Annotated in this window: 35 protein-coding genes; 34 read left to right on the top strand and 1 reads right to left on the bottom strand. The window is 43.0% G+C overall.

Annotation, left to right across the window (positions count from 1 at the left end):
* The 34 genes from EEL30_07045 to EEL30_07210 all read left to right on the top strand — a co-directional run bounded on the left by EEL30_07045 (position 1) and on the right by EEL30_07210 (position 18351).
* Positions 1-624: a 50S ribosomal protein L4 gene (locus EEL30_07045; GenBank protein ID QDX92146.1), complete on the top strand. Its 624-nt coding sequence runs from the start codon at positions 1-3 to the stop codon at positions 622-624.
* On the top strand, positions 624-914 hold the full coding sequence (locus EEL30_07050) for a 50S ribosomal protein L23 (protein QDX92147.1): 291 nt from the start codon (positions 624-626) through the stop codon (positions 912-914). Before EEL30_07045 ends, EEL30_07050 begins: the two co-directional genes overlap by 1 nt.
* 33 nt (positions 915-947) lie before the next feature.
* Positions 948-1778, top strand: a complete 831-nt coding sequence (locus EEL30_07055) for a 50S ribosomal protein L2 (GenBank protein QDX92148.1) — start codon at positions 948-950, stop codon at positions 1776-1778.
* Positions 1779-1831: 53 nt separating this feature from the next.
* Positions 1832-2113: a 30S ribosomal protein S19 gene (locus EEL30_07060; GenBank protein ID QDX92149.1), complete on the top strand. Its 282-nt coding sequence runs from the start codon at positions 1832-1834 to the stop codon at positions 2111-2113.
* A gap of 30 nt (positions 2114-2143) precedes the next feature.
* Positions 2144-2476, top strand: coding sequence for a 50S ribosomal protein L22 (gene rplV, locus EEL30_07065; GenBank protein ID QDX92150.1), 333 nt, complete (start codon positions 2144-2146; stop codon positions 2474-2476).
* A gap of 13 nt (positions 2477-2489) precedes the next feature.
* Positions 2490-3152: a 30S ribosomal protein S3 gene (locus EEL30_07070; protein QDX92151.1), complete on the top strand. Its 663-nt coding sequence runs from the start codon at positions 2490-2492 to the stop codon at positions 3150-3152.
* A gap of 2 nt (positions 3153-3154) precedes the next feature.
* Complete coding sequence (locus tag EEL30_07075; GenBank protein QDX92152.1) at positions 3155-3589, top strand: 50S ribosomal protein L16; 435 nt, start codon at positions 3155-3157, stop codon at positions 3587-3589.
* Positions 3579-3776 (top strand): 50S ribosomal protein L29, encoded by a 198-nt coding sequence (locus tag EEL30_07080; GenBank protein ID QDX92153.1) that lies wholly within the window; start codon positions 3579-3581, stop codon positions 3774-3776. The genes EEL30_07075 and EEL30_07080 overlap by 11 nt, the downstream gene beginning before the upstream one ends.
* A 22-nt stretch (positions 3777-3798) precedes the next feature.
* Positions 3799-4065, top strand: a complete 267-nt coding sequence (locus tag EEL30_07085; protein ID QDX92154.1) for a 30S ribosomal protein S17 — start codon at positions 3799-3801, stop codon at positions 4063-4065.
* 59 nt (positions 4066-4124) lie between these two features.
* The gene (locus EEL30_07090; protein ID QDX92155.1) at positions 4125-4493 is read left to right on the top strand and encodes a 50S ribosomal protein L14; all 369 of its coding nucleotides are present in this window, start codon (positions 4125-4127) and stop codon (positions 4491-4493) included.
* A gap of 49 nt (positions 4494-4542) precedes the next feature.
* On the top strand, positions 4543-4857 hold the full coding sequence (locus tag EEL30_07095) for a 50S ribosomal protein L24 (protein QDX92156.1): 315 nt from the start codon (positions 4543-4545) through the stop codon (positions 4855-4857).
* Positions 4858-4883: 26 nt separating this feature from the next.
* Complete coding sequence (locus EEL30_07100) at positions 4884-5426, top strand: 50S ribosomal protein L5 (GenBank protein QDX92157.1); 543 nt, start codon at positions 4884-4886, stop codon at positions 5424-5426.
* Positions 5427-5450: 24 nt separating this feature from the next.
* Positions 5451-5636 (top strand): type Z 30S ribosomal protein S14, encoded by a 186-nt coding sequence (locus EEL30_07105; GenBank protein ID QDX92158.1) that lies wholly within the window; start codon positions 5451-5453, stop codon positions 5634-5636.
* 27 nt (positions 5637-5663) lie between these two features.
* The gene (locus EEL30_07110) at positions 5664-6062 is read left to right on the top strand and encodes a 30S ribosomal protein S8 (protein QDX92159.1); all 399 of its coding nucleotides are present in this window, start codon (positions 5664-5666) and stop codon (positions 6060-6062) included.
* A gap of 30 nt (positions 6063-6092) precedes the next feature.
* Positions 6093-6629, top strand: coding sequence for a 50S ribosomal protein L6 (locus EEL30_07115; GenBank protein ID QDX92160.1), 537 nt, complete (start codon positions 6093-6095; stop codon positions 6627-6629).
* Between the two features lie 33 nt (positions 6630-6662).
* Positions 6663-7025: a 50S ribosomal protein L18 gene (locus EEL30_07120; GenBank protein ID QDX92161.1), complete on the top strand. Its 363-nt coding sequence runs from the start codon at positions 6663-6665 to the stop codon at positions 7023-7025.
* 30 nt (positions 7026-7055) lie between these two features.
* Positions 7056-7553, top strand: a complete 498-nt coding sequence (locus EEL30_07125) for a 30S ribosomal protein S5 (GenBank protein ID QDX92162.1) — start codon at positions 7056-7058, stop codon at positions 7551-7553.
* 16 nt (positions 7554-7569) lie between these two features.
* The gene (locus tag EEL30_07130; GenBank protein QDX92163.1) at positions 7570-7758 is read left to right on the top strand and encodes a 50S ribosomal protein L30; all 189 of its coding nucleotides are present in this window, start codon (positions 7570-7572) and stop codon (positions 7756-7758) included.
* Between the two features lie 31 nt (positions 7759-7789).
* Positions 7790-8230: a 50S ribosomal protein L15 gene (locus EEL30_07135; protein QDX92164.1), complete on the top strand. Its 441-nt coding sequence runs from the start codon at positions 7790-7792 to the stop codon at positions 8228-8230.
* Positions 8230-9525 (top strand): preprotein translocase subunit SecY, encoded by a 1296-nt coding sequence (gene secY, locus EEL30_07140; protein ID QDX92165.1) that lies wholly within the window; start codon positions 8230-8232, stop codon positions 9523-9525. Before EEL30_07135 ends, secY begins: the two co-directional genes overlap by 1 nt.
* A gap of 108 nt (positions 9526-9633) precedes the next feature.
* On the top strand, positions 9634-10278 hold the full coding sequence (locus tag EEL30_07145; protein ID QDX95694.1) for an adenylate kinase: 645 nt from the start codon (positions 9634-9636) through the stop codon (positions 10276-10278).
* Positions 10279-10284: 6 nt separating this feature from the next.
* Positions 10285-11031: a type I methionyl aminopeptidase gene (map, locus tag EEL30_07150; GenBank protein ID QDX92166.1), complete on the top strand. Its 747-nt coding sequence runs from the start codon at positions 10285-10287 to the stop codon at positions 11029-11031.
* Between the two features lie 133 nt (positions 11032-11164).
* Positions 11165-11383, top strand: a complete 219-nt coding sequence (locus EEL30_07155) for a translation initiation factor IF-1 (GenBank protein ID QDX92167.1) — start codon at positions 11165-11167, stop codon at positions 11381-11383.
* A gap of 31 nt (positions 11384-11414) precedes the next feature.
* Entirely contained in the window at positions 11415-11528 is a 114-nt protein-coding gene (locus EEL30_07160; protein QDX92168.1) for a 50S ribosomal protein L36, read from the top strand.
* A gap of 23 nt (positions 11529-11551) precedes the next feature.
* Positions 11552-11920 (top strand): 30S ribosomal protein S13, encoded by a 369-nt coding sequence (locus EEL30_07165; GenBank protein ID QDX92169.1) that lies wholly within the window; start codon positions 11552-11554, stop codon positions 11918-11920.
* Between the two features lie 16 nt (positions 11921-11936).
* Positions 11937-12335 carry a 30S ribosomal protein S11 gene (locus EEL30_07170; protein ID QDX92170.1) on the top strand — a complete coding sequence of 133 codons (399 nt, stop codon included), beginning with the start codon at positions 11937-11939 and terminating at the stop codon, positions 12333-12335.
* A 158-nt stretch (positions 12336-12493) separates the two neighbouring features.
* On the top strand, positions 12494-13438 hold the full coding sequence (locus EEL30_07175) for a DNA-directed RNA polymerase subunit alpha (GenBank protein QDX92171.1): 945 nt from the start codon (positions 12494-12496) through the stop codon (positions 13436-13438).
* A 127-nt stretch (positions 13439-13565) separates the two neighbouring features.
* The gene (locus EEL30_07180; GenBank protein ID QDX92172.1) at positions 13566-13928 is read left to right on the top strand and encodes a 50S ribosomal protein L17; all 363 of its coding nucleotides are present in this window, start codon (positions 13566-13568) and stop codon (positions 13926-13928) included.
* Positions 13929-14051: 123 nt separating this feature from the next.
* Complete coding sequence (locus EEL30_07185; GenBank protein ID QDX92173.1) at positions 14052-14915, top strand: energy-coupling factor transporter ATPase; 864 nt, start codon at positions 14052-14054, stop codon at positions 14913-14915.
* The gene (locus EEL30_07190) at positions 14891-15769 is read left to right on the top strand and encodes an energy-coupling factor transporter ATPase (GenBank protein QDX92174.1); all 879 of its coding nucleotides are present in this window, start codon (positions 14891-14893) and stop codon (positions 15767-15769) included. The genes EEL30_07185 and EEL30_07190 overlap by 25 nt, the downstream gene beginning before the upstream one ends.
* Positions 15766-16569 carry an energy-coupling factor transporter transmembrane protein EcfT gene (locus EEL30_07195; protein ID QDX92175.1) on the top strand — a complete coding sequence of 268 codons (804 nt, stop codon included), beginning with the start codon at positions 15766-15768 and terminating at the stop codon, positions 16567-16569. Before EEL30_07190 ends, EEL30_07195 begins: the two co-directional genes overlap by 4 nt.
* Positions 16566-17306 (top strand): tRNA pseudouridine(38-40) synthase TruA, encoded by a 741-nt coding sequence (truA, locus tag EEL30_07200; GenBank protein ID QDX92176.1) that lies wholly within the window; start codon positions 16566-16568, stop codon positions 17304-17306. The genes EEL30_07195 and truA overlap by 4 nt, the downstream gene beginning before the upstream one ends.
* A 194-nt stretch (positions 17307-17500) precedes the next feature.
* Positions 17501-17938, top strand: coding sequence for a 50S ribosomal protein L13 (locus EEL30_07205; GenBank protein QDX92177.1), 438 nt, complete (start codon positions 17501-17503; stop codon positions 17936-17938).
* 20 nt (positions 17939-17958) lie between these two features.
* Positions 17959-18351 carry a 30S ribosomal protein S9 gene (locus EEL30_07210; protein QDX92178.1) on the top strand — a complete coding sequence of 131 codons (393 nt, stop codon included), beginning with the start codon at positions 17959-17961 and terminating at the stop codon, positions 18349-18351.
* A 176-nt stretch (positions 18352-18527) separates the two neighbouring features.
* On the opposite strand, the gene EEL30_07215 is transcribed toward EEL30_07210, so the two are convergent.
* Entirely contained in the window at positions 18528-19508 is a 981-nt protein-coding gene (locus EEL30_07215) for a site-specific integrase (protein QDX92179.1), read from the bottom strand.
* Positions 19509-19546: the final 38 nt, after the last annotated feature.

A 19546-nucleotide genomic window follows, 5' to 3' on the forward strand; every position in this document is an offset into this window, starting at 1 on the left:
ATGCCAAAAGTAGCTCTTTATAACCAAACAGGTGCGCAAGTAGGCGACATCGAATTGGCTGAAGCTGTATTCGGTATCGAACCTAACAACGCTGTACTGTTTGATGCAATTGTTATGCAACAAGCTTCTCAACGCCAAGGTACTCACGATGTTAAAAATCGTTCTGAAGTACGTGGTGGTGGACGCAAACCATGGCGTCAAAAAGGTACTGGTCGTGCACGCCAAGGTTCTATTCGCTCTCCTCAATGGAAAGGCGGCGGCGTAGTCTTCGGACCTACACCTCGTAAATATGGATATAAGCTAAACCGTAAAGTTCGTCGTTTGGCTCTTAAATCCGCTTTGTCTACAAAAGTACAAAACAATGAATTGTTGGTACTTGAAGCTTTAACATTGTCTGCTCCTAAAACAAAGGATTTTGCTGGTATTCTTTCTAACCTGAAAGTAGATCGTAAAGTTCTGATTGTAACTGCTGACTATGATCAAAACGTTGCTCTTTCTTCTCGCAACATCCCAGGCACTAAGTGCATCGATGCTGCTGGTGTTAACGTTCTTGACCTAGTTGCTCATGATAAAGTGATCGTAACGAAAGAAGCGGTTGCTAAAGTAGAGGAGGTGCTCGCATAATGAAGAGCCTTCATGATGTTATCAAGCGCCCTATCATTACTGAGCGCACCACCGATATGATGGCTGATAAGAAGTACGTTTTTGAAGTACCTATGAAAGCCAACAAAACGGAAATCAAACAAGCTATTGAGAAAGTTTTCGGCGTAAAAGTTGATGCAGTTAACACAATTCGCGTTGCTGCGAAACCTAAACGCTATGGTAAATATGCTGGATATACTTCTGAGTGGAAAAAAGCGATCGTTAAGTTGACTGCTGATAGCAAAGAGCTAGAATTCTACGAAGGTATCTAAGCTCGACGACTTTCTATAAGGAGGGAATAAGGAATGGGTATCAAGAAGTTTAAACCGACTTCTCCGAGTCGTCGCCAAATGACGGTTTCTACCTTCGAAGAGATCACAACCTCCACTCCGGAGAAATCTCTTCTACAACCGCTTAACAAAAAAGCTGGACGTAATAACCAAGGTAAGATCACTGTTCGTCATCAAGGTGGCGGTCATAAGCGTAAATATCGTGTTATCGATTTCAAACGTAACAAAGATGGCATCGTAGGTCGCGTAGCTACTATCGAATACGATCCAAACCGTTCTGCAAACATCGCATTGATCAACTATGCTGATGGTGAAAAGCGTTACATCATCGCTCCACATGGTTTGAAAGTTGGAGATGAAATCATCTCTGGCGCAGATGCAGACATCAAAACAGGTAACTGCTTACCACTTGTAAACATTCCTGTTGGTACAACAATTCACAACATCGAATTGAAACCAGGTAAAGGTGCTCAGTTGGTTCGTGCAGCTGGTACATCTGCTCAATTACTAGGTCGCGATGGTGAATTCGTAATCGTACGTCTAGGTTCTGGTGAAACTCGCCGTATCCACAACGTGTGCCGTGCTACAATCGGTCAAGTTGGTAACTTGGATCATGAGTTGATCAACATCGGTAAAGCTGGTCGTAAACGTTGGATGGGCGTACGTCCTACTGTTCGCGGTAGCGTAATGAACCCTAACGATCACCCACACGGTGGTGGTGAAGGTCGCGCTCCTATCGGTCGTAAAGCACCAGTTACTCCTTGGGGTAAACCTGCATTGGGTCTTAAGACTCGTAAGAAGAAAAACAAGAACGATAAATACATTATCCGTCGCCGTAAGAAGTAAGACCGGATAATACAATAAACCGAACGCCTTTGGCGAAGGGAGGTTTCTGAACTATGGGTCGCAGCTTGAAGAAAGGTCCTTTCGTGGATGACCACTTGATGAAAAAGGTTGATGCTCTGAACGAGAAAAGCGAGAAGAAGGTTGTTAAAACTTGGTCACGCCGTTCTACTATCTTCCCTGATTTTATCGGTCATACATTTGCTGTATACGATGGTCGTAAACATGTTCCTGTATACGTGACTGAAGATATGGTCGGACACAAATTAGGTGAATTTGCACCTACTCGTACCTTCAGGGGTCACGTCGACAACGACAAAAAATCCAAGAAGCGCTAATTTTTCTCTTCATAGAGGGGAGGTACAATCATGGAATCCAAAGCAGTTGCTCGTAATATTCGAATCGCGCCTCGTAAAGTGCGTCTAGTTATTGACCTAATCAGAGGCAAGAAAATTGGAGAAGCTCTAGGTATTTTGAAACACACTCCTAAAGCAGGTTCTCCAGTAGTAGAGAAGCTTTTAAACTCTGCGATTGCTAATGCTGAGCATAACTACAACATGGATCTAGAAAACCTTGTTGTTGGTCAAGTATTCGTAGATCAAGGTCCTACCTTGAAACGATTCCGTCCACGTGCAATGGGTCGTGCTAGCCGTATTCACAAGCGTACGAGCCACATTACAGTGGTACTAAACGAAAAATAAGGAGGGAAATTGAGTGGGACAAAAGGTAAGTCCGGTCGGTCTACGAGTTGGCGTAATTCGTGACTGGGAATCCAGATGGTATGCTGATAAGGACTTCGCAACTTTGTTGCATGAAGACCTTCACATTCGTAAATACATCAAAGGTCGTCTTAAAGACGCTGCTGTATCTACTGTTGAAATCGAACGCGCTGCAAATCGCGTAAACGTAACAATTCACACTGCTAAGCCAGGTATGGTTATCGGTAAAGGTGGATCTGAAGTTGAAACACTTCGTAAAGCTCTTTCCCAACTTACTAGCAAGCGTGTACACATCAATATTAACGAGATCAAGAAACCTGATCTTGACGCTACTCTTGTAGCTGAAAATATTGCTCGTCAATTAGAAAACCGTATTTCTTTCCGTCGTGCACAAAAGCAAACAATTACTCGTTCTTTGCGTGCAGGTGCGAAAGGTATCAAAACACTTGTTAGTGGTCGTCTAGGTGGAGCTGATATCGCGCGTTCTGAAGGTTACAGCGAAGGTACTGTACCTCTTCATACACTGCGTGCTGACATCGACTATGGTACAGCTGAAGCTCACACTACTTATGGCCGCATCGGTGTAAAAGTATGGATCTACCGTGGAGAAGTTCTTCCTACTAAGAAGAACGTTGCACGTGTGGAAGGAGGCAAGTAAACATGTTGATGCCTAAACGCGTGAAGCATCGTAAACAACATCGTCCGAAGTTGTCCGGTAACGCTAAAGGCGGTACAACTGTTGCTTTCGGTGAGTATGGCCTCCAAGCTCTTGAACCAGCTTGGGTAACGAATCGTCAAATCGAGGCAGCACGTATTGCGATGACACGTTATATCCGTCGTGGCGGTAAAGTTTGGATTAAAGTTTTCCCAGACAGACCGATCACACAAAAACCTTTAGAAGTCCGCATGGGTTCTGGTAAAGGTTCCGTTGAAAAATGGATTGCTGTAGTTAAACCAGGTAAAGTTATGTTTGAACTTGCTGGTGTATCAGAAGAAGTAGCGCGTGAAGCTATGCGTCTTGCTATGCACAAACTACCTGTTAAGTGTAAGTTTGTTAAGCGCGAAGAAGTGGGTGGTGACGCACATGAAGGCTAATGAATACCGCAATCTAACCACTGCCGAGATCGAACAAAGCGTTTCTTCTTTGAAAGAAGAATTGTTCAACCTTCGTTTTCAATTAGCTACTGGCCAATTGGAAAACACGGCTCGTATTAAGCAAGTGCGTAAGGATATCGCATGCGCGAAAACTATCCTACGCCAACGTGAATTAGGAATCGGCTAATATAAGGAAGGAGGTTCCAACGATGACCGCACAACGCAATTTGCGTAGAACGCTGGTAGGTCGTGTAGTATCAGACAAAATGGACAAAACCATTGTTGTTCTGGTTGAAACCTACAAAAAACATACGTTGTATGGTAAGCGTGTGAAGTACTCTAAAAAGTTCAAAGCACACGATGAAAACAATACAGCGAAAATCGGTGATATCGTAGAAATTATGGAAACTCGTCCGCTTTCTAAGGACAAGAGATTCCGTCTTGTAAAAGTAGTACAAGAAGCTGTCATTGTATAAGATAGCTTAATATATGATAGACTCGGATAAAACATCACATCCGAAGGGAGTGACTCAGAATGATCCAAACTCAATCCAGACTAGCGGTTGCTGACAACTCTGGTGCTAAGGAATTAATGTGCATTAAAGTTCTTGGTGGATCTGGCCGCAAGACTGCTAATGTAGGCGATATTATCGTTTGCTCTGTCAAAGCTGCTACACCCGGAGGAGTTGTCAAGAAAGGTCAAGTAGTTAAGGCTGTTATCGTTCGCACAGTTAGTGGCGTACGTCGTAACGACGGTTCTTACATCCGCTTTGACCAGAATGCAGCTGTAGTTATCAAGGATGATAACTCTCCACGTGGTACACGTATCTTTGGACCGGTTGCTCGTGAGCTTCGTGAAAAAGAATTCATGAAGATCATCTCTCTGGCTCCTGAGGTTATCTAAATTAACGTAACAAATTTGTATTTTTGTTCGATAGGAGGTGCACCCAGCGATGCACGTTAAAAAAGGCGATATGGTTATCGTTACTGCGGGCAAAGACAAAGGTAAAAAAGGTCAAATTTTGGCCGCTTTACCTAAAAAGGACCGTGTATTGGTAGAAGGTATTAATCTTGTGAAGAAGCATGCTCGTCCTTCTCAAGCGAATCCACAAGGTGGAATCGTAACACAAGAAGCTGCCATTCACGTTTCTAATGTCTCTCTAATTGACCCTAAATCAGGTAAACCTACCCGCGTAGGTTACAAAGTATTAGAGAATGGTACAAAAGTTCGGGTTGCGAAAAAATCTGGCGAAGTAATCGATAAGTAGTCAGGTCGGAAAGGAGGTTGTCTTAAATGGCAGCAAGATTGAAAGATAAGTACTTGCAGGAAATCGTTCCTAGCTTGATGACTAAGTTTAGCTATAAATCTGTCATGCAAGTTCCTAAAGTAGAGAAAATCGTAATCAACATTGGTGTTGGGGAAGCAGTTGCTAACGCAAAAGCTATCGATACAGCCATTGAAGATCTACAATTAATCACTGGTCAAAAACCAATTGTTACTCGTGCGAAGAAATCTATCGCTGGTTTCAAATTGCGTGAAGATATGCCAATCGGTACGAAGGTAACACTTCGTGGTGAGCGCATGTACCAGTTCCTTGATAAATTGATGAACGTATCTCTACCACGTGTTCGTGATTTCCGTGGTATCTCATCCAAAGCTTTTGACGGTCGTGGAAACTATACTCTTGGTCTTAAAGAGCAATTGATTTTTCCAGAGATCGAGTACGATAAAATTGATAAGGTTCGCGGTATGGACATCGTAGTGGTAACATCTGCGAAAACTGATGAAGAAGCTCGTGAACTTCTGACTCAGATGGGTATGCCATTCCGTAAATAAACCCTATCGTAAGGAGGGACAATTGTGGCAAAGAAATCTATGATCGTGAAGCAACAGCGTGATCCAAAGTTCAAGGTTCGTGCGTATACTCGTTGCGAGCGTTGCGGTCGTCCGCACTCTGTGCTTCGCAAATTTAAACTGTGCCGTATTTGCTTCCGTGAATTGGCTTATAAAGGCCAAATTCCAGGTGTAAAGAAAGCCAGCTGGTAATATAGACGGGAAGGAGGTTTTTCTCTCATGGTAATGACTGATCCAGTTGCTGATATGCTAACTCGCGTCCGCAATGCGAACATGGTTCGCCACGAGAAAGTTGAAATTCCTGCATCTAACTTAAAGAAGGAAATTGCTCGTCTTTTGAAAGAAGAGGGCTTTATCCGTGATGCAGAATTTATTGAAGACAACAAGCAAGGAATCATTCGTTTGTTCCTTAAATACGGCGTTAACAACGAACGTGTTATCACAGGTCTGAAACGTATCAGTAAGCCAGGCCACCGTGTTTATGCAAACAACAATGAAATTCCTCGTGTATTGGGCGGACTAGGTGTCGCTCTGATCTCTACTTCCAAAGGTGTTATGACTGACAAGCAAGCTCGTCAAGCACATGTTGGTGGAGAAGTTCTAGCTTATATTTGGTAATTTTAGATTTACGCACAGGAGGTGCAAGTCATGTCGCGTGTCGGTAAAAAACCGATTACGGTTCCTGCAGGCGTTACTTTAACTCTGAACGGTACAGAGTTGACAGTAAAGGGCCCTAAGGGTACTCTCGTTCGTAACTTTCATCCGGACATCAAAATCAACGTTTCTGAATCTGAAGTAATCGTTGAACGTCCGTCTGATAATAAACTTCATCGTTCTCTCCATGGTACTACTCGTGCCTTGGTTGCGAACATGGTTGCAGGTGTATCTGAAGGTTTCACTCGTACACTTGAACTAGTAGGTGTAGGTTATCGTGGAGCTAAGTCTGCTAACGGTGTAACCCTTTCTCTAGGTTTCTCTCACCCAGTTGAGGTAACTCCTGAAGAAGGAATCGAATTAGAATTAACTAACCAAACAACTTTAGTTGTTAAAGGTATCGATAAAGAGCGTGTTGGCCAAGTGGCTGCTGAAATTCGTTCTCTACGTAAACCTGAGCCATACAAAGGTAAAGGTATTCGTTACAGCGATGAAGTTGTTCGTCGTAAAGAAGGTAAAAAAGGTAAATAAGCCGCATAGTTTCATCAGAAAGGAGGCCGCTTAATGTTTACGAAAAGCGATAAAAACAAGGCACGGAAAAAACGTCAACTGCGTATTCGTAAGCGTGTAATGGGTTCTGCTGCTCGTCCACGTTTGAACGTTTTCCGTTCTTCTAAGCATATTTATGCTCAGTTGATTGATGATGTAGCAGGTACAACTCTTGCATCTGCATCTTCACTTGATAAAGAGCTTAACTTAAGTAACGGTTCTAATATTGAAGCAGCAACTGCTGTAGGTAACTTGATCGCAGCTCGCGCTCAAGAAAAAGGTCTCACTGAAATCGTCTTTGACCGTGGTGGTTACTTGTACCATGGACGTGTTAAAGCACTAGCTGACGCAGCACGTGAAGCTGGTCTGCAATTCTAAGGAGACAATAAGATACAAGGAGGGAAAAGAATGCGTATCGACGCTAGCAAATTAGAGCTAGAAGAAAGAGTCGTCGCTGTTAACCGCGTAGCAAAAGTGGTTAAGGGTGGTCGTCGCTTCAGCTTTAGCGCACTAGTAGTAGTAGGCGATAAGAACGGCCATGTTGGCTCTGGTATGGGTAAAGCTCAAGAAGTACCAGACGCTATTCGTAAAGCAATTGATGACGCGAAGAAAAACATGATTCGCGTACCTTTAAAAGGAACTACCATCCCTCACCAAGTTTTGTGCCATTTCGGTTCTGGCCGTGTATTGATCAAGCCAGCTTCTGAAGGTACAGGAGTTATTGCGGGTGGACCAGTTCGTGCGGTACTTGAACTTGCAGGTGTAGGTGACGTGTTGAGTAAGTCTTTGGGTTCTAACAATCCAATCAACATGGTTAACGCTACTCTAGAAGGTCTTGGTCGTCTGAAAACTGCTGAAGATGTAGCTAAACTTCGCGGAAAAACTGTCGCAGAACTTTTAGGATAGAAGGAGGGAAAGGGACATGGCGAAATCATTACAAATCACGCTAAAACGTAGCCTAATCGGTCGTCCGGCTGACCAGAAGGAAACGGTGAAAGCCCTTGGCCTTCGCAAAATCCATCAAACAGTAGAAAAACAAGATAACGTAGCAATGCGTGGTATGATTTTCAAAGTTAAACATCTTGTAGATGTTAAGGAAATCGTAGAATAAGCTACAGATTGATAGTGAGGAGGTGCAACCTATGAAATTGCATGAACTGAAACCAGCAGAAGGATCCCGTCACGAGCGTAAGCGTCTGGGACGTGGTATCGGTAGCGGAACTGGAAAAACCGCTGGTAAAGGTCACAAAGGTCAAAATGCTCGTTCTGGTGGTGGCGTACGCCCAGGATTCGAGGGTGGTCAAAACCCACTATTCCGTCGTTTACCTAAACGTGGCTTCCACAACATCAACCGCAAAGAATTTGCAATCGTATCTCTAGATGCGTTGAATCGCTTTGCTGAAGGTACAGTGGTTACACCTGAGTTGCTTAAAGAAACAGGAGTTATCAGTGCCCTTCGTGATGGAGTGAAAGTTTTGGCTAACGGTGAATTAACAGTGAAGCTAACAGTAAAAGCTCACAAATTCTCTGGTACTGCTGCTGAAAAGATTGCTCAAGTCGGTGGAACCACTGAGGTGATCTAATGTTAGGATCTTTTTCTAACATCTTTAAGATAGGCGACCTGCGTCGAAAGGTGTTTTTCACACTTTTGATGCTTGTCGTCTTCCGAATTGGAACCCACGTTCCTGTGCCTAACATCAATGTTGATTTACTTCAAGGTAATACCAACAATTTTGTTGGACTTCTGGATACATTCTCTGGTGGTGCATTGAAAAAATTCTCTATCTTCGCGATGGGGATTATGCCATACATCACTGCTTCGATCATTATGCAGCTTCTTTCCATGGATGTGGTTCCGAAGTTTACGCAATGGTCGAAGGAAGGAGAAGTGGGACGTCGCAAAATTGCACAGGTAACACGCTACGGTACGATTGTTCTTGGATTTATCCAGTCACTTGGTATGACCTATGGTTTTAACCGAATGATGAACGGATTAGTTACTGACACATCTTGGAGCAGCTTTTTGTTAATTGCGTTGACTCTAACAGCAGGAACTGCTTTTTTGCTGTGGTTAGGTGAACAAATTACCGAAAAGGGCATTGGTAATGGTATTTCCATTATCATCATGGCGGGTATCGTCGCCAATATTCCTGGTGGGATTCATGCAATCTATGATATGCAGTTTAACAATCCCAACTCGCAAGTTTTCTTCGGAGTTATTAAAATCTTACTGATTCTACTCGCGATTCTATTGCTAGTGATAGGAATTATCTTCATGCAACAAGGTTTGCGTAAGATTCCTGTACAGTATGCGAAACGTGTTGTTGGACGTAAGATGTTTGGTGGACAGTCTTCTCATATTCCACTAAAAGTCAACTCAGCAGGGGTTATTCCGGTAATCTTCGCTGTGTCGCTAGTAGTGTTTCCGTCAACAATCGCTAGTTTCTGGGTAAAACCAACTGGTGAAGGAATTGCTAACTGGATTTATAACAACTTCCAAGTTAGTTCTCCACTTGGCATGACACTCTACGCGGTGTTGATCATTGGCTTTACGTTCTTCTATACATTTGTTCAGATGAATCCTGCTCAAATGGCAGAAAATATGAGAAAGAATGGCGGTTACATTCCTGGAATTCGTCCTGGTACAAACACCGAGGTATATATTACTCGTACATTAACTCGCCTAACGTTCGCCGGTGCTATATTCCTGACTATCATCTCACTATTGCCTTTCGCATTCAGTAAGATGTTTGGATTGCCTAACTCGATTTATATCGGTGGTACTTCCATCTTGATTATGATTGGGGTTGTTCTCGACACCATGAAGCAAATCGAGAGCCAGCTTATACAGCGTCACTACAAAGGCTTCATTAAATAACGAGTATAATAATCACCTCTGAACCTCCTCATGGGAGAGGATCTGGTGCAGATAGAGTTCTTTAAGGAATCTCTTAGAGAATCTTTCGTAAGTGGACGGGGGATGGACATGAATATAATATTGATGGGTCTTCCTGGAGCCGGTAAAGGCACACAGGCAGAACGTATCGTAGAAAACTTTAACATCCCGCACATCTCTACCGGGGATATGTTCCGGGCTGCTATTAAGAACCAAACGCCTCTAGGAATAGAAGCGAAGTCCTTTATGGATAAAGGTAACTTGGTACCAGACGAGATTACGATCGGCATTGTGCGGGAACGTTTAAGTAAAGATGATTGTGCAAAAGGATTTCTACTCGATGGTTTTCCGCGCACAGTTCCACAAGCTGAAGCATTAAGCTCCATGCTAAAAGAACTGGGACGTGAACTTGACCACGTGATTAACATCGAGGTTCGCCGCGAGTTGTTAATTGAACGTTTAACTGGTCGCTGGATCTGCCCAACTTGCGCTGCGAGCTACCACACAGTGTTTAACCCACCTCAAGTGGATGGAATCTGTGATAAAGATGGCAGCAAGCTATTCCAACGAGATGATGACAAAGCAGAAGTGGTAACACAACGTCTAGATGTTAATATTTCTCAAGCTAACCTTTTGGCTGATTATTACTCTAGAGAGGGTATCTTGCGTACAATCAATGGAGAACAGGATATCGAAAAGGTGTTTGAAAATATTGCCACGTTATTGCGAGGGTAAGCGATAATGATTAATATAAAGTCAAGAGCTGAACTTGAAATTATGAGGGAAGCTGGCCGAATTGTCGCTTTAACTCATCAACAACTGGCAAACATCATAAAGCCGGGTGTTACTACAAAAGAACTTGATGAGCTGGCCGAAACTTTTATTCGCAGTCATAATGCGATTCCGTCGTTTAAGGGTTACGGTGGGTTTACAGGCAGTATCTGTGCCTCAGTCAATGAGGAACTCGTACATGGAATTCCAGGAAAACGGACATTGCAAGAAGGGGATATCATCAGCATAGATATAGGTGCTAAGTTCCAAGGTTATCATGGTGACTCAGCCTGGACCTATGCTGTTGGTAATATCTCTTTGGAGGATCAGCGCCTGATGCAAGTCACAGAAGAGTCCTTATATAAAGGTCTTGCGAAAGCAATTCCTGACGGACGCCTTTCTGATATCTCTCATGAGATTCAACTACATGCGGAAGCTGCTGGTTATTCAATTGTCCGCGAGTACGTGGGACATGGAATCGGTCAAAGTTTGCATGAAGATCCACAAATTCCTAATTATGGTTCTCCCAACAGAGGGCCAAGATTAAAGCCAGGAATGGTTTTAGCAATCGAGCCGATGGTGAATGCTGGCGAACGTTATGTCCGCACATTGGAGGACAATTGGACGGTCGTAACAGTGGATGGGAAAAAGTGCACGCACTATGAACACACCATCGCGATTACGGAAGATGGCTATGAGATCTTGACTAGACCCTAAATGAAGGTGAACTGGAAGATTGTCGTTCAACGTGTTGACGATAAGTTTGTTCAAGTAGCCGAGAAGTTTCTCGAGGCATTATAATGCCGAACTCATGGTCTGACTGTATAAACAGTTGAAAGGAGACTAACCAATGGCCAAAGACGACGTAATTGAAGTAGAAGGTACCGTCATCGAACCATTGCCAAACGCAATGTTCCGTGTTGAATTGGAAAATGGACATAAAGTATTGGCACATGTATCTGGAAAAATTCGAATGCACTTCATTCGTATTCTTCCTGGAGACAAAGTAACTGTCGAACTATCGCCTTACGATTTAACTCGCGGGCGTATTACGTACCGTTACAAATAATTTTAACCCCTAGAAAAGGGAGGCAAGAACCATGAAAGTAAGACCGTCGGTAAAACCGATTTGCGAGAAATGCAAAGTTATCCGTCGCAAAGGTAACGTTATGGTTATTTGTGAAAATCCAAAACATAAGCAAAAACAAGGATAAACTCAAGGAGGTGCTTTAGAAGAATGGCACGTATTGCAGGCGTCGACTTGCCTCGTGAAAAACGAGTGGAAATCGCACTTACCTATATCTTCGGTATCGGTCGCTCTACTTCCCAACGCATTCTAGCGGAAGCTGGCGTAGATGCTAATGCTCGTGTTCGTGATTTGACTGAAGAAGAAGTTAACAAACTTCGTGAATTCATCGATAAGAACATCAAAGTTGAGGGTGACCTTCGTCGTGAGATCTCTCTTAACATCAAACGCTTGATGGAAATTGGCTGCTTCCGTGGTATCCGCCACCGTCGTGGATTGCCAGTTCGTGGTCAACGTTCTAAAACAAATGCTCGTACACGTAAAGGTCCTCGTCGTACAGTAGCGAACAAGAAGAAGTAAAGGAGGGTAAATTAACATGGCTAAAAGAAAACAAGTTGCGACTCGTACACGTCGTCGCGATCGTAAAAACGTTGAAGTTGGCGTAGCACATATCCGTTCTACATTCAACAACACTATCGTTACGATCACTGACCCTCATGGCAACGCAATCTCTTGGTCCAGTGCTGGTGCCCTCGGCTTCAGAGGTTCCCGTAAGAGCACTCCATTTGCAGCGCAAATGGCTGCTGAAACTGCAGCAAAAACTGCAATGGATCATGGAATGCGTTCTTTGGAAGTACTAGTTAAAGGTCCTGGTGCTGGTCGCGAGGCTGCTATCCGTTCATTGCAAGCTGCTGGTTTGGAAGTTAACATGATTAAAGATGTTACCCCAATCCCACACAACGGCTGCCGTCCACCAAAACGTCGCCGCGTGTAGTCGGGTTTATAAAGCTCAGAACTTGTCCATAATAGAATGGTAGATTCTGCTTTTTTGGCTTGACATGCATGCAAACGGTAAACCGCCGAAAGAAATTCCTGAGTGGGTCCCTAGGCCCACCCTTGAATTTCGACGTTTTGAAGGAGGGTTTGTTAAGAATGATAGAAATAGAAAAACCTAGAATTGAGGTTGTGGAGTTAGACGACGACAACTTGTACGGCAAATTCGTCGTTGAACCCCTTGAGCGTGGTTACGGTACAACCCTTGGCAATTCACTCAGACGGATTCTGCTGTCTTCTTTGCCAGGCGCGGCGGTCACTTCAGTTCAAATTGACGGTGTACTGCACGAATTCTCGACAATCGAAGGAGTCGTGGAGGACGTAACCGAAATCATCCTCAACATCAAGGGTCTTGCGCTTAAGATCCATTCTGATGAAGAAAAAATCCTTGAGATTGATGCAGAAGGCGAAGGCGTTGTGAAAGCAGGAGATATTCGTGCTGATAGTGATGTGGAGATTTTAAACCCTGATCTGCATATCGCAACGTTAGCAAATGGCGGTCGTCTGCATATTCGCATGACAGCAGGGCGCGGTCGTGGGTATGTTCAAGCAGATGGCAATAAATCTGAGGATCAACCAATTGGAGTTATTCCAATTGATTCCATTTATACACCAATCAAACGTGTTAACTATCAAGTTGAGAATACCCGTGTTGGGCAAATGACCAACTATGATAAATTAACATTGGAAGTTTGGACAAATGGAAGCATCCGCCCTGAGGAAGCTGTTAGCCTTGGAGCCAAAATCATGACGGAACATCTTAACTTATTTGTTGGTTTAACTGACGAAGCAAAAGATGCTGAAATCATGGTCGAGAAAGAAGAAGATAAGAAAGAAAAAGTCTTGGAGATGACTATCGAAGAGCTTGATCTTTCTGTTCGCTCTTACAACTGCTTGAAACGCGCTGGTATCAACACGGTTCAAGAGTTAACTCAGAAGTCTGAAGAAGATATGATGAAAGTTCGTAACTTGGGACGTAAATCTTTAGAAGAAGTTCAAGAAAAACTTCAAGAACTTGGTCTAGGACTGCGTAACGACGACTAAGAGCTTTTAGCATAGATATCTATACAGACGCTACTATCCACTCCATGTCTTGGGAGAGGGTCAAATCTGGTATGAAATGCTGATTGGAATTTAAGTCACAACATGCCAGAAAGAAGGAGGTTAGAACATGGCATACCGTAAACTGGGACGTCGTAGTGCGGCTCGTAAAGCTCTGTTCCGCGATTTGGTAACAGATCTTATCATCAACGAGCGCATTGAAACGACTGAAATGAAAGCGAAAGAACTACGTTCTATCGCTGATAAAATGGTCACTCTTGCAAAACGCGGTGATCTTCATGCACGTCGTCAAGTAGCTGCTTTCGTTCGTAACGAAATCGCTACTGAGGAAGGCAAAACAGCTGTTCAAAAACTTTTCGATGATATCGCACCACGTTTCGCTGAGCGTAATGGTGGATACACTCGTATCCTAAAGGTTGGTCCTCGCCGTGGCGATGCTGCACCAATGGCTTATATCGAATTAGTTGAATAGTAACTGGTTGCTAGAGAAAGGGTGAGGACAGGGTCTGGTTTTGCCGGGTTCTGATTCAACCCTTTTTTCTTTTATCCAGATATAGTTCCAAAAACATCTTGTAATATTGCCTGAACGAGGGATGTGAGGACTTTGAAGGAACAATCTAACATGATTCGGGCTAGTGCGCTTACCTTTCAATATCACTCGGATCAAGAAGAAACATCCCCCGTGGTAAGAGGTATAGACTTTTCTATTCAGGAAGGCTCTTTTGTTTCGATCATTGGACATAATGGCTCTGGCAAATCGACGTTAGCAAAGCTTATGAATGCTTTGTTGGTACCGACTGCAGGGGTACTGACGGTCACTGGATTTTCTACTAACGATGAGGAACGGTTATGGGACATCAGACAACAGGTAGGTATGGTGTTTCAAAATCCTGATAATCAAATCGTTGGTACGATTGTCGAGGATGACGTAGCCTTTGGGCTAGAGAATCTTGGGATTGATCCAAAAGAGATGCGTAAACGTATTGATGAATCCTTGGAGTCAGTTAAAATGACAGCTTACCTGAAAAGCCAACCGCAACGTCTGTCCGGTGGGCAGAAGCAGCGTATAGCGATTGCTGGAATTTTGGCCATGCGCCCATCCATTATTATTTTGGATGAAGCCACTGCCATGCTGGACCCACAAGGAAGAAAAGAGGTTATTCAATTGGTTCATCGATTGAATCGAGAAGAAGGCCTCACAATCGTAAATATTACGCATTTTCCTGAGGAGACATTAGAGTCTGATCGTATTATTGTGATGGATCAGGGGAAGATTTATGCAGATGGTGCCCCTGTTGAAGTGTATGCTGATGTAGAGGGGCTAAAATCTATTGGATTGGATGTTCCCTTTGCAGGAAGGCTACGTCACACCTTAGGACATCAAGGTATAAAACTTCCGGCTGTACTGGATCAAGAGGAGTTGGTTGACGAATTATGCAAATATCTTTTGAAAATGTGACCTATTTGTATGGAAAAGGGACTCCGTTTGAAAAAGAGGCACTTTCGCACATCTCCTTTACTATCCCATCAGGTTCGTTTGTAGGTATTATAGGTCAAACTGGTTCTGGAAAGTCGACTTTGATCCAGCATCTAAACGGTTTAATTAAGCCGTCAGAGGGAACTGTACAGGTCGGGGAGATAGTTATTACCCCTACAACGAAAAAAACGCGCGATTTGCGCCGTCAGGTGGGTCTCGTGTTCCAATATCCGGAACATCAACTTTTTGAAGAAACCGTACTTAAAGATGTTATGTATGGTCCATTAAATTATGAATTACCCGAACAAATGGCTTATCAAAGGGCACAAGAATCGCTTGAAATAGTGGGACTTTCCTTCGATGAAGTTAAGGATCGCTCTCCTTTCCATTTAAGTGGGGGACAGATGCGCCGAGTTGCGATTGCAGGGGTATTGGCAATGCAACCGAAAGTGCTTGTTCTAGATGAACCGACCGCAGGACTAGATCCTGCAGGAAGGAAAGCTATTTTGGAAGGTATTTATCAGATTCATCGAGAGCAAAAGCTTACTACCTTACTGGTTACCCACAGTATGGAAGAAGCTGCTCGCTATGCTGATTACCTTCTAGTTTTGGCTAAAGGGAAGATTGCGATGGAGGGTACACCTGCTGACATTTTTGGAGAGCAAGCTGCTTTGCAAGAATTAGCTCTAGATGTACCTGAAACAGTCTCTTTTCTTCATCGGTTAAATGAAAAGCTTCCACACAATAATCGATTGCCGCTCTCTTTATACAAAGAAGAGGATCTATCCTCCTATCTGGTTGATCTATTCAATCAGGGTAAGGAGGATGTTCAATGAGCATGCTACAAAATTTTGCTATTGGTCAATATATACCCAGTGATTCCTACGTACATCGCTTAGACCCGAGAAGTAAATTTTTATTTATTATCGTGTTTGCCATGGTTGTTTTTATGGCGAATAAGGCGGAAATCTATGGATTCTTGGTAGCTATTCTCTTGTTATGCTTGTTTATGTCTAAATTATCGCTTTCATATATCTTTCGTGGTTTAAAACCGGTTTGGTTCCTGCTATTGCTTACCGTCATTTTACAGATCTTGCTTACCAAAGGGGGGCAGGTGTATGTGAAGTGGGGCTGGTTTAGCATAGAAGAGGAAGGTGTGCGTCAGGCCTTGTTTGTTTCGATGCGATTAGGTTTATTGGTTGTAATCAGCTCATTGCTGACTCTAACCACTTCACCTATTGATCTTACCGACGGGGTGGAAAGAATGTTTGGTCCATTAAAAAAATGGGGTCTTCCTGTTCATGAAATGGCGCTCATGCTCTCTATTGCGATTCGTTTTATCCCGACGCTATTAGAAGAGACAGACAAGATTATAAAAGCACAGATGGCCAGAGGTGCTAATTTTGATAGTGGGTCTTTGTTGAGCCGTGCAAAAGCTATGGTTGCAATTGTGATTCCGCTGTTTATTAGTGCATTCCGTCGAGCTGAAGATTTAGCATTAGCAATGGAGGCAAGAGGATATCGTGGGGATATTGGACGTACAAAATTACGTCAACTGCGTTTTAGTTATCGAGACGGCATCCTGTTGTTATTTATGTTGGTTCTTGTGGTAGTTGTAGGATGGTGGAGAACATGAAAAGATTAAAGGGCATTGTTGCCTATGATGGAACTGATTATAGTGGATTTCAGGTTCAACCTGAACAAATGACCATTCAAGGGGAGATTGAGGCAGCAATTACGCGCATTACTGGCGAAACCATCCAGATTCATGGCTCTGGTCGTACTGATGCGGGTGTGCATGCCAGAGGTCAAACGTTTCACTTTGATACTAAATCGACTATCCCTATCGACAAATGGCGTTGGATTCTTAATAATCAGCTACCTGCCTCGGTTGTCATGCAATCAATAGAGGAGGTGGACCCATCCTTTCATGCTCGATTTGATGTCAGGGAGAAGGAATACCGGTATTGTATTAACAATGTCCAGGTGCCAGAAGTCTTTCGTCACCGCTATGCTTGGCATATTCGCTATCCATTAGATGTGAAAGCGATGAGACAAGCTGCTACCCATTTGATAGGAACGCATAACTTTACTTCTTTTTGCTCTGCAAGGACGCATGTGGAGAATAAGGTGCGTACCATTTATGACGTGAGAATTGAACAAGAAGGAACACTTCTTTGGATTATTTGTCGCGGAAACGGGTTTTTATATAACATGGTAAGAATCATTGCGGGAACCTTGCTTAACGTCGGAGAAGGCAAGCTGAGTCCTAATCATATTCCTAGTATTCTAGTAGAATGTGATCGGGAATTGGCGGGAAAGACGGCACCTCCCCATGGTCTTACAATGTGGGAAGTATTTTACAAAGAATAGCAATTCGCTTTTCCTTGACTCCCACATGATCTATATAGTATGATAACTAATGGTATTTTCATACCCGCTAGCCCCACTCTAGCCCCGGGATTGAAAATTGATTTAGTACGAATTAGGACACACAAGGTAAAGTTGTTCACCGTTGCAACTTTGGCCTTTAACATTGAACGGCAAGATATCTAGGAGGGACAAACATGCGTACCACATATATGGCGAAAACGCAAGAAGTTGAGCGTAAATGGTACATCGTTGACGCTGAAGGCCAAACTCTTGGTCGTATTGCGAGCGAAGTAGCATCTATCCTACGCGGTAAACTAAAGCCTGAATTTACACCACACGTTGACACTGGTGATTTCGTAATCGTTCTTAACGCTGACAAAATCAAGCTTACTGGTAAGAAACTTACCGATAAAATGTACTATAGACACTCCATGCACCCAGGTGGTTTGAAAGCTACTCCTGCTGGTGAAATGCTGAGCAAACGCCCAGATCGTTTGTTCGAATTGGCTGTTAAAGGTATGCTTCCTAAAAACAGCTTGGGACGTCAAATGTTCTCAAAACTAAAAGTATATGCGGGTACTGAGCATCCACATGCTGCTCAAAAACCAGAAGCATGGCAAATTCGCGGCTAATAAAAGGGAGGAAATGACTCGTGGCACAAGTTCAATACTACGGTACAGGTCGTCGTAAACACTCCGTAGCACGCGTTCGCTTGGTACCAGGCGAAGGTCGCATTCTGATCAACAAGCGTGATATGGATAACTATTTTGGTTTGGAAACTTTAAAGTTGATCGTAAAACAACCACTAGTTCTTACTGAAACTCTAGGTCATTATGATGTTTTGGTTAACGTTGGTGGCGGAGGTACAACTGGTCAAGCAGGAGCAATCCGTCATGGTGTTGCTCGTGCATTGCTAAAAGCAGATCCAGAACTTCGCGGTGCTCTTAAACGCGCTGGATTCTTGACTCGTGACCCTCGTATGAAAGAACGTAAAAAATACGGTCTTAAAGCAGCTCGTCGCGCACCTCAGTTCTCTAAACGTTAATTTTGGTGTTATGACAAGGATTCAAGCCCTAAATCATTCATTGGTTTGGGGCTTGTTTTCTTTTATAAGAGACCCGTGATCATATTAATATTATCCTTCGAGGAAATGTAAGAAATTGTTAGCGGTTTGTTCTTTCACAGACTTGGTAACGTGCGTATAAATGTTCATGGTCATTTTTATATCGTATGACCTAAACGTTCCTGAACTTCTTTAATGCTTGCATTAGCCTCAAAAAGAAGAGTTGTGTGTATGTCGTGGACGGTGATAGGGTGTAGGTTATGCTTTTTAATGATTTCTTTTAGTTTGTCGTTTGGATACGCTAGACGTAAAGGTATGCCATCTGCACGAGTGAAGATCATGTCATTTGTATGAATAGGGGTGGTTAACGATAATTGCCGCTTCCTTAGCTCTGTACGCCATTTTTTGAGCAAGTCGAGTGTACCACCATCTATACTAATTAAACGTCTAGAACGGGCTGTTTTGGCAGTCTGGAGTACAAACTCGCCCTTGTCATGGAAAAGTGTCTTGGAAAACGATATTGTTTTCATATCAAAGTCGATATCATTCCATTGCAGAGCCAGAATTTCCCCTTTTCTAGCTCCTGTGTAAATCAACATATGGAATAGTAAAAAATCTCTAAATGTAAGTTCCTTTTTAGTAATTGAGATAAATTGCTTAATCTCATTTTTCTCCCAATAGTCCCGATCCTCGGTGTCGTCCTCATATACAAAATCAGAAACTCTTTTGGGTATAACCACATGCTCGATCGGATTCATTTTAATCAAATCCATTTTTAAAGCGAACGTAAAGACCTGACCTGCATACATTTTTATATTATTTACAGACTTCACTTTTGTAGCGATTTGATTAATGAAGGTTTGACAATAGTGCTTAGAGATATCTTTCATGTGGAGCTTTCCAAAAAGGGGAAGTATCTGGTTCTTGAAGACCGACTCTATAGCTTTTTGTGTACTCCGTTTTAATGTTTTGGAATGAATCTCATACCATTGGTTGTACACATCTTCAAAGGTGACAGCTTTTGAAGACGGATTATACAATCCGTTTGCTATGTCTTGTTCAAATTGAAATGCGTCTAATTGCGCTTCCTTTTTGGTTTTAAATCCCCTTTTTGTTGTGTGCTTCTTAAAACTCGCCATTTAATTACCCTTTTGCGGAACGTATGTTCTTTTTTGTT

The sequence above is a fragment of the Brevibacillus laterosporus genome (assembly GCA_007833815.1).
Lineage (GTDB): Bacteria > Bacillota > Bacilli > Brevibacillales > Brevibacillaceae > Brevibacillus_B > Brevibacillus_B laterosporus_D.

What these genes read in the sequence shown, in the direction of transcription:
- EEL30_07075 (QDX92152.1), top strand. Translation starts at nt 3,155, where the DNA reads ATGTTGATGCCTAAACGCGTGAAGCATCGTAAACAACATCGTCCGAAG.
- secY (QDX92165.1), top strand. Translation starts at nt 8,230, where the DNA reads ATGTTAGGATCTTTTTCTAACATCTTTAAGATAGGCGACCTGCGTCGA.
- EEL30_07205 (QDX92177.1), top strand. Translation starts at nt 17,501, where the DNA reads ATGCGTACCACATATATGGCGAAAACGCAAGAAGTTGAGCGTAAATGG.
- EEL30_07095 (QDX92156.1), top strand. Translation starts at nt 4,543, where the DNA reads ATGCACGTTAAAAAAGGCGATATGGTTATCGTTACTGCGGGCAAAGAC.
- EEL30_07165 (QDX92169.1), top strand. Translation starts at nt 11,552, where the DNA reads ATGGCACGTATTGCAGGCGTCGACTTGCCTCGTGAAAAACGAGTGGAA.
- EEL30_07190 (QDX92174.1), top strand. Translation starts at nt 14,891, where the DNA reads ATGCAAATATCTTTTGAAAATGTGACCTATTTGTATGGAAAAGGGACT.
- EEL30_07115 (QDX92160.1), top strand. Translation starts at nt 6,093, where the DNA reads ATGTCGCGTGTCGGTAAAAAACCGATTACGGTTCCTGCAGGCGTTACT.
- EEL30_07215 (QDX92179.1), bottom strand. Translation starts at nt 19,508, where the DNA reads ATGGCGAGTTTTAAGAAGCACACAACAAAAAGGGGATTTAAAACCAAA.
- EEL30_07155 (QDX92167.1), top strand. Translation starts at nt 11,165, where the DNA reads ATGGCCAAAGACGACGTAATTGAAGTAGAAGGTACCGTCATCGAACCA.
- map (QDX92166.1), top strand. Translation starts at nt 10,285, where the DNA reads ATGATTAATATAAAGTCAAGAGCTGAACTTGAAATTATGAGGGAAGCT.
- EEL30_07085 (QDX92154.1), top strand. Translation starts at nt 3,799, where the DNA reads ATGACCGCACAACGCAATTTGCGTAGAACGCTGGTAGGTCGTGTAGTA.
- EEL30_07045 (QDX92146.1), top strand. Translation starts at nt 1, where the DNA reads ATGCCAAAAGTAGCTCTTTATAACCAAACAGGTGCGCAAGTAGGCGAC.
- EEL30_07160 (QDX92168.1), top strand. Translation starts at nt 11,415, where the DNA reads ATGAAAGTAAGACCGTCGGTAAAACCGATTTGCGAGAAATGCAAAGTT.
- EEL30_07130 (QDX92163.1), top strand. Translation starts at nt 7,570, where the DNA reads ATGGCGAAATCATTACAAATCACGCTAAAACGTAGCCTAATCGGTCGT.
- EEL30_07055 (QDX92148.1), top strand. Translation starts at nt 948, where the DNA reads ATGGGTATCAAGAAGTTTAAACCGACTTCTCCGAGTCGTCGCCAAATG.
- EEL30_07170 (QDX92170.1), top strand. Translation starts at nt 11,937, where the DNA reads ATGGCTAAAAGAAAACAAGTTGCGACTCGTACACGTCGTCGCGATCGT.
- EEL30_07195 (QDX92175.1), top strand. Translation starts at nt 15,766, where the DNA reads ATGAGCATGCTACAAAATTTTGCTATTGGTCAATATATACCCAGTGAT.
- EEL30_07175 (QDX92171.1), top strand. Translation starts at nt 12,494, where the DNA reads ATGATAGAAATAGAAAAACCTAGAATTGAGGTTGTGGAGTTAGACGAC.
- EEL30_07135 (QDX92164.1), top strand. Translation starts at nt 7,790, where the DNA reads ATGAAATTGCATGAACTGAAACCAGCAGAAGGATCCCGTCACGAGCGT.
- EEL30_07090 (QDX92155.1), top strand. Translation starts at nt 4,125, where the DNA reads ATGATCCAAACTCAATCCAGACTAGCGGTTGCTGACAACTCTGGTGCT.
- EEL30_07110 (QDX92159.1), top strand. Translation starts at nt 5,664, where the DNA reads ATGGTAATGACTGATCCAGTTGCTGATATGCTAACTCGCGTCCGCAAT.
- EEL30_07050 (QDX92147.1), top strand. Translation starts at nt 624, where the DNA reads ATGAAGAGCCTTCATGATGTTATCAAGCGCCCTATCATTACTGAGCGC.
- EEL30_07125 (QDX92162.1), top strand. Translation starts at nt 7,056, where the DNA reads ATGCGTATCGACGCTAGCAAATTAGAGCTAGAAGAAAGAGTCGTCGCT.
- EEL30_07180 (QDX92172.1), top strand. Translation starts at nt 13,566, where the DNA reads ATGGCATACCGTAAACTGGGACGTCGTAGTGCGGCTCGTAAAGCTCTG.
- EEL30_07060 (QDX92149.1), top strand. Translation starts at nt 1,832, where the DNA reads ATGGGTCGCAGCTTGAAGAAAGGTCCTTTCGTGGATGACCACTTGATG.
- truA (QDX92176.1), top strand. Translation starts at nt 16,566, where the DNA reads ATGAAAAGATTAAAGGGCATTGTTGCCTATGATGGAACTGATTATAGT.
- EEL30_07145 (QDX95694.1), top strand. Translation starts at nt 9,634, where the DNA reads ATGAATATAATATTGATGGGTCTTCCTGGAGCCGGTAAAGGCACACAG.
- EEL30_07100 (QDX92157.1), top strand. Translation starts at nt 4,884, where the DNA reads ATGGCAGCAAGATTGAAAGATAAGTACTTGCAGGAAATCGTTCCTAGC.
- rplV (QDX92150.1), top strand. Translation starts at nt 2,144, where the DNA reads ATGGAATCCAAAGCAGTTGCTCGTAATATTCGAATCGCGCCTCGTAAA.
- EEL30_07120 (QDX92161.1), top strand. Translation starts at nt 6,663, where the DNA reads ATGTTTACGAAAAGCGATAAAAACAAGGCACGGAAAAAACGTCAACTG.
- EEL30_07080 (QDX92153.1), top strand. Translation starts at nt 3,579, where the DNA reads ATGAAGGCTAATGAATACCGCAATCTAACCACTGCCGAGATCGAACAA.